8 protein-coding genes are annotated in these 9,491 nt (G+C 35.9%); 4 read left to right on the top strand and 4 right to left on the bottom strand.

Going from position 1 to position 9,491, the window contains the following annotated elements; genetic code table 11:
- Positions 1–116: 116 nt before the first annotated feature.
- The 3 genes from PMI13_RS16700 to PMI13_RS16690 all read right to left on the bottom strand — a co-directional run bounded on the left by PMI13_RS16700 (position 117) and on the right by PMI13_RS16690 (position 5,938).
- Positions 117–3,116, bottom strand: a complete 3,000-nt coding sequence (locus PMI13_RS16700; RefSeq protein WP_007845882.1) for a reprolysin-like metallopeptidase — start codon at positions 3,114–3,116, stop codon at positions 117–119.
- Positions 3,117–3,243: 127 nt separating this feature from the next.
- Positions 3,244–4,872 (bottom strand): acyl-CoA carboxylase subunit beta, encoded by a 1,629-nt coding sequence (locus tag PMI13_RS16695; protein WP_007845881.1) that lies wholly within the window; start codon positions 4,870–4,872, stop codon positions 3,244–3,246.
- 271 nt (positions 4,873–5,143) lie between these two features.
- Positions 5,144–5,938, bottom strand: coding sequence for a TerC family protein (locus PMI13_RS16690; protein ID WP_007845879.1), 795 nt, complete (start codon positions 5,936–5,938; stop codon positions 5,144–5,146).
- Between the two features lie 93 nt (positions 5,939–6,031).
- On the opposite strand from PMI13_RS16690, the gene PMI13_RS16685 reads away from it, so the two are divergent.
- From PMI13_RS16685 to PMI13_RS16675, 3 genes are read left to right on the top strand one after another with little or no spacing between them, the layout of a single operon-like run.
- A complete protein-coding gene (locus tag PMI13_RS16685) occupies positions 6,032–6,907 on the top strand; it encodes a DMT family transporter (protein ID WP_007845877.1) in 876 nt (291 codons plus the stop codon).
- Between the two features lie 22 nt (positions 6,908–6,929).
- Positions 6,930–8,009, top strand: a complete 1,080-nt coding sequence (locus tag PMI13_RS16680; protein ID WP_449384735.1) for a putative type IX sorting system protein PorV2 — start codon at positions 6,930–6,932, stop codon at positions 8,007–8,009.
- Positions 8,010–8,020: 11 nt separating this feature from the next.
- Positions 8,021–8,785, top strand: a complete 765-nt coding sequence (locus PMI13_RS16675) for a hypothetical protein (protein ID WP_007845873.1) — start codon at positions 8,021–8,023, stop codon at positions 8,783–8,785.
- 8 nt (positions 8,786–8,793) lie between these two features.
- Here the strand turns inward: PMI13_RS16675 and PMI13_RS16670 are convergent, their stop codons facing one another.
- Entirely contained in the window at positions 8,794–9,141 is a 348-nt protein-coding gene (locus tag PMI13_RS16670; protein WP_007845872.1) for a helix-turn-helix domain-containing protein, read from the bottom strand.
- A 168-nt stretch (positions 9,142–9,309) separates the two neighbouring features.
- On the opposite strand from PMI13_RS16670, the gene PMI13_RS21855 reads away from it, so the two are divergent.
- Positions 9,310–9,408, top strand: a complete 99-nt coding sequence (locus PMI13_RS21855) for a bacteriocin-like protein (RefSeq protein ID WP_007845870.1) — start codon at positions 9,310–9,312, stop codon at positions 9,406–9,408.
- The last annotated feature ends 83 nt before the right edge of the window (positions 9,409–9,491 follow it).

The following is a 9,491-nucleotide window of genomic DNA, read 5'->3' as shown; positions in this document are numbered from 1 at the left end:
GCCGCCAGTTTTTATAAAAAAGTCTCACAGAATACTCTGTGAGACTTTTTTTTGCTATATACCTAACCAAAAAGAGATGGCTGTTAAACCATCTCGATTGTATGTATGAACAGATATTATTTTTTTATAACAGTTTCCTGATGGATCAGGACTTCCTTATCAAAGAGTCTTATAATATATGAACCAGATATATATTCTTTGAAACTGATGTTTCCTGAATACCTTTGTCTGCCGGTCATATTCCGTCCAGATCTATCATAGATTTCGTAATAGCTGATCTCTTTCTGAGTAATTACGGAAAGTATATCCTCCACAGGATTTGGGACAATTTTAATATTGGTGTCACTGTAAAGATCCTTTGTATCTAAATTCTTACTTGCAGTAATAGTTAATGTTCTGGAATTTCTGCTTTCATTTAAACAGATTTTTAAAGCAATAAGCTCGCTAATGCTCTTACCGACAAAACTTGAAACATTCGCTGTACTGCTGTATGATATACCTTTTATAGTATATGTACCTGCTGATAGCGATGTAAAGTTTGCTGTTGGACTCACTGCTTGAATTTTACCTGTTGAATTGTTGATCGCAGCAAATGTATAACTATAACCACTAGGAGCTGTCGATGTTTCATAAAAGCTTCCCGGCCCACTGACGTTAATTATGTAGTTTATATTGTTTGCAGGATTGGAAAAGTTTGTAATAACAAAATAATAATCAGTGCCTTCATTTAATATTAGAGGTTTTGTAGCAGCATTGGCAGAGTAACTTGAACCGTTCTTATAGGCATTCGAAGTTAAAAAGTTGGAAACCGACGCAGGATTACCACTGTGTACTGACATAATTAAGAAAGAAGAAGGAGTTCTTGTAAAAGTGTATGTCCCGCTTTCTGTAACCCTGAATTTGAATATATTTGATATATAATTACTGACTGCAGTTACTGCTGTTGTCAGAGAAGAATCATTGTATGTGATGATATTATTGTTAGTAGGAGCAGCATTATATACAATGGTTTTTGAAGTATATGGATCACCTGCTACAGGAGGAGCAGACATATTCAGATTGGTTGATGCACTGCCTGAAATAGCGGTAACAGAAGATTTTGGGGTAATATATGAAGGATATGCTGCACAATTTGATGTTATTGTAAAATTGTTATCGGATACATCAAAAAATTCTGCATACGGATTGATGACTCCCACTACTTTAATTCTTGCCTTACTTGTAGCAGGAATATAGGGAATAGCAACACTGGAGCTTCCGTTGTTTAAAACATTTGCTGCTAAAGTATAAGGAAACGATATACCTCCGTCTGCTGACAATAGAATGTCAACATTACTTTTAATAGTATTTGTAGTATTGACTGCCCATGTTACAGTGACATTGGTGTTTGATGCAACTGAAATACCTGTTGCATTTGGATAGGTAACAGCCAACGGCCCGGTATTATTAACCGTTACAATGATTTCATCAGAGTCCAGACCACCATTTGTGACATGATTATCTCTTACCGTAAAACGGAATTTCATTGTTCTCGCTACCAAAGATAAGGCCTCTGCATCATTAGTAGGTGGGTTGTTTTGATTGTTAATGACAAACTGCATTTTAGGAAAATATCTTTCTGTAGTAGATGTACTTTGTTCAGAACGGAATAATGGTGCAGTGGTACTGTTGACAGCCGAATAACCTCCGGTTCCGTTAATAGTTGAACCAAATGCTCCCTTATCATTAGCTGTAGCTATATCAGCCTGTTCCCAGGTATAAGACAGGTTGCTGTTGTTGGGGTCACTGGCGATTCCTTTTAATTTAAATGGAGTGTTTTTCGGAATTGTAATATCTGCTCCGGCATTGGCAGCAGGAGGAAGGTTGGTACTTGCTACAGTAGTATAACAATTAGCCGATGATTGCAGGTAGGAAAGTATCTGATCTAAACTTTTGGCATTAAAATAATTTAATTTTGTAATCCCTGTATTTGTTTGATTGTTTGGTGTTGTGCAGTTTTGTGAATATCCCATAATTGTTGTTCCCCCACCCGGTTCAACAGCTGCAGCCGAATTCCAGCCGCTTGTACAGAATGTTGGGCTGCTTGTACTGCCTCCGACTGCATTATAAGTATGTCCGGCAGAAAATTGATGTCCCATTTCGTGGGCAATCAAAGCTGCAACAGTTCCCTTAGCCATAGTTAGAGCCCATTGGCTCCATGCTCTTGCCTTTGAAGTGTTATTACAGGGTTGTGGACCAGCCTGGCCCTGAGCGCCACCACTGCTTAAAATATGAAATGTATGCCCGATATCATATTTACTGTAGATAAGTGTTGTATTGGTATTTAACGTATTAAAACCAGTTTGAGAATTAGCTGCGCTGGCAAAGGAAGGATCTACAGTGAACGGATCTGTAGCAGGATCTGCAAATATCAGTGTTTTGTTGGTTGTTTCAGTGATAAGGCTGAATGTCACGGAAACTTCAGATTCATAGATCTTATTGATAAGATTCACCATATTTACGAGTTCCGCCAAAGCATTATCTTTATTTCCACTAAAAGCCTGTGCAAATTCGCCGGTAGCAGCTACTGCCAGTCTGAATTTCCGGATCTGCTTCCCAAAGGGAAAGTTTGTAGTTGATTTTGAAGTCAGAGATGGTTTTATTGCGTTTAATTCTTTGATAATATCATTTTCTTCGACTCCACAGGTAGGCTGGTCTCCAAAATTTGTAAAAGCGCTGTACATCCTATACTCGCCAGGAGCTGTTTTGTACGGTTCTACAAAAAAGTATCCGGTACTGGTTTTGATAACTGCATTGAGATGATCTTTAAAAACGGATAATTTTAAGGAAGAGGTCATATCATCGCTCACCCCGTCAAAAGTAAGGATTGCATCAAGCCTTTTTTCTGTAAGATTGTTTTCATTTAAAATAAATCTTATATTTTTCCCATTTTCCCCGGGAAGATCAATAAATCCCCGGGAGATTTTTTCTTTTTTCAAACGGCTTTCCCTGAACTGGCTTTCGAATTTTTGAAAATCGAAATGGAAAACATGACCAGGCAAAGCATCTTTTGAAAAAACCTGTCCAAAAGAATAGTTAAAGACGATTACAATAACTAAAAATAATTTGTATTTCATAACTTGGTGATTTTTTGTAAATGTAATTAAAAAAAACAATAGCAATGTGAATTTTTCATCATATTGCTATTGTTTTAGTGAATTGTTTAAATAAAATCACTTATTTATATTAAAATGTGAATGTTTTTCACACCTGAATAACTCCCAAGTTAAATTTTTCAGTGATTGGGGCATGGTTTGCCGCTTCAATACCCATAGAAATCCATTTTCTGGTGTCTGTAGGGTTGATAATAGCGTCTGTCCAAAGCCTTGCAGCCGCATAAGTAGCTTCTGTCTGCTTTTGATATCTTTTAGAGATGGTATCCAGAATCTCATTATGTTCCTCTTCTGTAATCTCTTTACCCTGTTTTTTCAAAGTAGACTCCTGGATCTGAGCCAATACTTTTGCAGCCTGTGCACCACCCATTACAGCAAGATCTGCCCATGGCCATGCTACGATTAATCTTGGGTCGTAAGCTTTTCCACACATTGCATAATTTCCTGCTCCGTATGAGTTTCCGGTAATGATTGTAAATTTAGGAACTACAGAATTGGAAACGGCATTTACCATCTTTGCTCCATCTTTAATGATTCCTCCATGTTCGGATTTTGAGCCTACCATAAACCCGGTTACGTCCTGTAAAAACACCAAAGGAATTTTTCTCTGGTTACAGTTTGCAATAAATCTTGTTGCTTTATCGGCCGAATCGGAATAGATCACACCGCCAAACTGCATTTCTCCTTTTCCGCTTTTTACAAGCTTCCTCTGATTGGCGACGATACCTACAGACCATCCGTCAATTCTTGCGGTAGCACAAACAATACTTTTACCGTAATCTCCTTTATATTCCTCATATTCTGAATTGTCAACCAGACATTTTATAATTTCATAGGTATCATACTGCTCAGCTCTGGAAACTGGCATAATCCCAAAGATATGGTCCGGAGTTTCTTTCGGAGGAAAACTTTCAATTCTGTCAAATCCTGCTTTTTCAGTACTTCCGATAGATTTCATAATATTTTTAATCCTGTCTAAAGCATCTTTGTCATCTTTAGCCTTATAATCTGTAACGCCTGAGATAGAACAATGGGTAGTCGCTCCTCCAAGAGTTTCATTGTCGATACTTTCTCCGATGGCAGCTTTTACAAGATAACTTCCTGCAAGGAAAATAGAGCCGGTTTTATCAACAATCATCGCTTCATCACTCATAATGGGAAGATAAGCACCTCCTGCAACACAACTTCCCATTACAGCTGATATCTGGATGATCCCCATGGAGCTCATTTTAGCATTATTTCTAAAAATCCTTCCAAAATGTTCTTTATCGGGAAAAATTTCATCCTGCATCGGAAGATAAACACCTGCAGAATCTACCAGATAAATGATCGGAAGCTTGTTTTCCATGGCAATTTCCTGAGCTCTCAGGTTTTTCTTTCCGGTTATCGGAAACCATGCTCCGGCTTTTACTGAAGCATCATTGGCTACAACCAGACATTGTCTTCCGGAAACATATCCCATCACCACAACTACGCCACCGCCAGGGCAGCCACCATGTTCCTGATACATTTCGTAGCCTGCAAATGCCCCTATTTCAATAGAATCCGAACCTTTATCGAGAAGATACTCAATCCTTTCTCTTGCCGTCATTTTTCCCTCATCACGTAACTTCTGAAGTCTTTTTTCACCACCCCCTTTTTTTATTTCAGCAAGCAGACGGTTTATTTCAGATAATTTCAACCGATTTTGATCTTCTCGTTTGTTGAATTCAATGTCCATAAATTTCAATTTTTCACGGCTAAAGATACTATAATTTAGATATAATGCAAATAGAAGTAAACAAGTGTTTAATATATTGGTTCTCAGAAATTTGTGAAATATTTAACAAAAAAATATTTTTAAACCATTGATATTTTTTCTAACTTTACAACAGAGTAGTAGAGATAATAATCTTTACACAAATACTCTAAGTTCCTAGTTTATTTTTTTAATAGTTTATTATTTGAAGGCCCTGAAAGTTGAACAAACTTTCAGGGTTTTTTAATAAATGTTAAAGAGAAGGTTTTGTATTTTTTTTGATTTTCATATTGATAAATTCAACAGCTAAGGAAAAGAAAATGGCAAAATAAAGATAGCCTTTGGGAATAATGCCCACTTCCTGTCCGAATAAACTAAAATGCCCTAAATGGGAAGATTCTGCTAAAAGCATGACACCTATTAAAATTAAAAATGAGAGGCCTAAAATCTGAATGGTAGGATGATCATTAACGAACTTACTTACAGGCCCGGCGAAGAGCATCATAATTGCAATAGAAAAAACTACTGCGAGAATCATAATAATTAAAGCGCCGTCATTTCCAAATTCTTTAAAACTTACCAAACCCACAGCGGTTAAAATACTGTCAAAAGAAAAAACTAAATTTAAAAGGGCAATCTGTATGATTGATCCCCATAGAGAGCTTTTGCTGCCGGAAACTTCAAGATGCTCATCGCCCTCAATTTTATGATGAATTTCAGAGACGGATTTATACAAAAGGAACAAACCTCCCAGGAAAATAATTATTGACTGCCCCGTCACATACCCATGAAGCCAGGACCAGTTGATATAAAACAACGGTTGATTGAGACTTACCACCCACTGAATTCCGAATAATAATGCAATTCTGAAAAGCATAGCGAGGAAAAGTCCTGTATTGCGAGCCTTTCTCTGATCCTTAGGATCAATTTTATTGGAAACTATTGAAATGAAAACAATATTATCAATTCCTAATACGATTTCCAGAAATGTTAAAGTTAGAAGGGCAAACCAGGCATTTGCTGATGAGAAGACATCTAAAAGTTCCATAGCTGTATTTTTATGATAGTAAATTTATGTTTTTTGTAAGATTTGCAAAAGCTATTTGTACATTTGCATGTTAAAACTTAAAGGAGGTAGATTATGCATAAATTAGCGCTTTTCAGATTGCATTTAATTGTTTTTTTGTGGGGATTCACTGCAATTTTAGGAAAACTGATTCATGCCAATGCGCAGATTCTCGTATTTTACAGAATGCTGTTTGCAGCTATTTTTCTGTATGCCTTTATAAGAGTCTACAAAAAAGAAAGCATCAAAGTTTCCTTGAAAATATTTTTTCAGCTGGCGGCTATCGGGACTGCTATGGCAATACACTGGTTTTGTTTCTTTTATTCCATTAAAGTGTCAAATGTTTCCATAGCGTTGAGCTGTTTATCCTTATCAACACTTTTTGCATCGATATTGGAACCTGTTATTTTTAAAAGGAAAATTGATGCTTCGGAAGTTATCATGGGCGTTGTTATTGTTGCCTGTATCCTTTTGATTTTTAAAACTGAATTTCAATATAAGGAAGGGATTTTTTATGGAATCCTTTGTGCCATATTCGGAACTATTTTCTCTGTTTTTAATGGGAAAATGTTTGGGAAAACGAGCTCGGGAAATATTATTTTTTATGAAATTTTCTGTGGATGGGCTGTTTTATTAATATTTTATTCGTTCTCAGGCCAAATTTTTCAGATGAATGAAATAAATTACCAGGATATTGCGTTAATATGCTTGTTGGCGAGTGTTTTTACCGCTTTTCCTATGCTGGAATCTGTGAATTTAATGAAATATATTTCGCCATTTACCCTAATTTTAACAGTTAATTTAGAACCGGTTTACGGAATTATACTAGCTTTTTTTATCTTTGGCGAATCAGAACATATGAGTCCCATATTTTATATTGCTTCATTTGTAATGATACTGGCTATTATTGTCAACGGATTGATAAAAGCCAGGAAAACAAAAAAACTTTAACTATAAGCATCAAATATATATGATGAAAAAATATCTTTTACTTGTTTTTTCTTTTGTGTTTGTGATTTCCCAGTCTCAGATTATAAGAAAATACTCTAATGAATTCTTAAATATAGGAGCCGGCGCAAGAGGGCTTGCTATGGGAGGAGCGGTAATTTCCAATCAGGATGATGTATATTCTCCCATGTGGAACCCGGCAGGGTTGATGTCTATAGACAGAGACTGGCAGGGAGCTGCAATGCACGCAGAATATTTTGAATCTATTGCAAAATATGATTATCTGGCCTATGCAAAGGTATTGGAAGAAGGTGTTTTCGGAGTTTCGGTAGTAAGACTTGGAGTGGATAATATTTTGAATACTACTCAGATGATTGATTCTGAAGGGAATATTGATTATGATAAGATCACTAAATTCTCACAATCCGATTATGCAGCCATTCTTTCTTATGCTTTTCATCCCGGAGGAAATCCTAAGCTGGATGTTGGGGTTAACGCAAAGATTGTGTACAGAAATGTAGGGAAATTTGCCAACGGATATGGATTCGGTTTTGATGTGGGAGCTATTTATAAGGCAGATAACGGCTGGAAATTCGGAGGTATGCTTCGTGATGCTACTACTACAGTCAATTTCTGGAGCATCAATCAGAAAGAATTGTCAACTGTGGTGAACGGGGAAGAATTCAACCCTGCACCAAAAGATAAGATGGAACTCACAATGCCTAAGCTGAATGTGGGGGCGAGTAAAGTATTTGAAATCAACAGCAGTGTGTATGTATTGCCGGAAGCCGGTTTAAATATAGATTTTGCTAAAACGGCAGCACTGATCTCTACAGACTTTGCAAGTATTACTCCTTATCTGGGAGCTGAATTGGGATATCAGAAAATGATCTTCGTGAGATTAGGGGTAAACCGTTTTCAGTCGATCACAGATATTGAGGATTTAAAAAGAAAAGTATCTTTCCAGCCCAGTGCCGGTATCGGGATAAGATACAGAGGGCTTACCCTTGATTATGCCATTACTAATTCAGGAATTGGCGGATCTAATTTCTACTCCAATTTCTTCTCCCTTAAATTGGACATGGGAGCCTTTAGAAATGACTAAAATTTAAAACAATGAAAAAGCTATCAGTATTTGTCTTTACAATCTGTTCTATGATTGTTTTCGGACAAAAAGTATCGGATTATAAATATATTTCTATTCCTGATAAATTTCCAAGCTTTAAGCAGGATAATGATTTTGGGTTAGATGATTTTCTGGCGAAAGCACTGAAAGGAAAAAAATATGTTACTCTTCAGGGAGATAAAGATCTATGGCCCGCAGAATCGAAAGGTGACAATGCCTGTAATACTTTAAAAGCGGATATTCTGGATGACAGCAGCTTTTTAAGAAATAAAGTTATTTTGCAGTTTAAAGACTGTCATGATAAGGTTTTACAGTCCATCAAGGCAGGCTCGACGATTAAAGATTATAAAGAAGGGTTTCAGGATGCTTTAAGACAAACTATTGTAAATGTTCCTGTATCTAATCCTGTTGCTATCGTTACCAACCCTGTTGAAGAAGTAAAAGCCGAACCGGTAGCAACAACAAGTTCGCCGGTAGAAAGTACGCCTGTTTCTACAGAAAATACAGCTAAAAAATACAGCAACGGAAAATTGAACTTACAGAAAGTACAGATTGACAGCAATCAGTTTATCCTGGTAGGTTCAGAAAGTTCTGTCCCATATGCTACATTTAAAGCCACGACGAAGAAAGATGTTTTCAGAGTGAAATTAGAAAACGGAAGTTCTACCATCGGTTATTTTGAAAATGGAAATATTGTAATAGAAATTCCACAATCTAGCGGTGACTATGCTAAAGAAGTTTTTTCCGGAAAATAATAATATTTTTACTTTTTTAAGAGATTTTCAATCGTCTTATTTTGATTCTCCATTATTTTAATTATCTGTTCCTGCAGTTGCGAAATCTTATTTTGATTTTTAATTAGGTTTTCTAATAATTTAGGATCAATAAAATAATACTGTGGACTAATACTTTGATCTTTAAAATCTAACAGTGAATATAAGTCTACATTATAAACTTCAGAGATTCTCAATAAATTTTCTGTGGTAGGTTTGGTTTGATCTGTCTCCCAAAGGTGATATGCAGGTTGGGAAACCTTTAAATGATCTGCTATTTCTACTTGAGACCAGTCTCTGCTATACCTTAAATTTCTAAGCTTTATTCTTAAACTCATCAATGTGTTTTTTTGAAAAATACTAAACTTTTTAAAATTATAAAACTACTTATTGATTTTATAAGTAAACTTATTGAAAAGTCACTTAACCGTGTATTACTTTTAGAAAAAGTTATCGCGAAATACTTTGGTGAAAAAAAATATTATTAATTTTAAAAGTTAAATTTTATGAGAAACTTGAAAAAAATTTCAAGAATTGAGTTGAAGATTGTTAATGGAGGATTATTCTTACAACCGTCCGGACTTGAGATGTGTGCCTGGAGCTGAATTAAGACCAGTTTAATAAAAAAACGAGGAGGCTGTCTCAAAAGGGGCAGTCTTTTTTCTGTCTCAAAATTTGTAGTTTACGA

The organism is Chryseobacterium populi (assembly GCF_000282115.1).
Classification (GTDB): Bacteria; Bacteroidota; Bacteroidia; order Flavobacteriales; family Weeksellaceae; genus Chryseobacterium; species Chryseobacterium populi.
The sequence above is the reverse complement of the archived record's forward strand: the minus strand, read 5'-3'. Positions and strand labels throughout refer to the sequence as shown.

Bases quoted from the DNA above. Each gene is read 5' to 3' on its own strand.
- PMI13_RS16670 (WP_007845872.1), bottom strand. From the start codon at position 9,141: ATGAGTTTAAGAATAAAGCTTAGAAATTTAAGGTATAGCAGAGACTGG.
- PMI13_RS16675 (WP_007845873.1), top strand. From the start codon at position 8,021: ATGAAAAAGCTATCAGTATTTGTCTTTACAATCTGTTCTATGATTGTT.
- PMI13_RS16685 (WP_007845877.1), top strand. From the start codon at position 6,032: ATGCATAAATTAGCGCTTTTCAGATTGCATTTAATTGTTTTTTTGTGG.
- PMI13_RS16695 (WP_007845881.1), bottom strand. From the start codon at position 4,872: ATGGACATTGAATTCAACAAACGAGAAGATCAAAATCGGTTGAAATTA.
- PMI13_RS16680 (WP_449384735.1), top strand. From the start codon at position 6,930: ATGAAAAAATATCTTTTACTTGTTTTTTCTTTTGTGTTTGTGATTTCC.
- PMI13_RS16700 (WP_007845882.1), bottom strand. From the start codon at position 3,116: ATGAAATACAAATTATTTTTAGTTATTGTAATCGTCTTTAACTATTCT.
- PMI13_RS21855 (WP_007845870.1), top strand. From the start codon at position 9,310: ATGAGAAACTTGAAAAAAATTTCAAGAATTGAGTTGAAGATTGTTAAT.
- PMI13_RS16690 (WP_007845879.1), bottom strand. From the start codon at position 5,938: ATGGAACTTTTAGATGTCTTCTCATCAGCAAATGCCTGGTTTGCCCTT.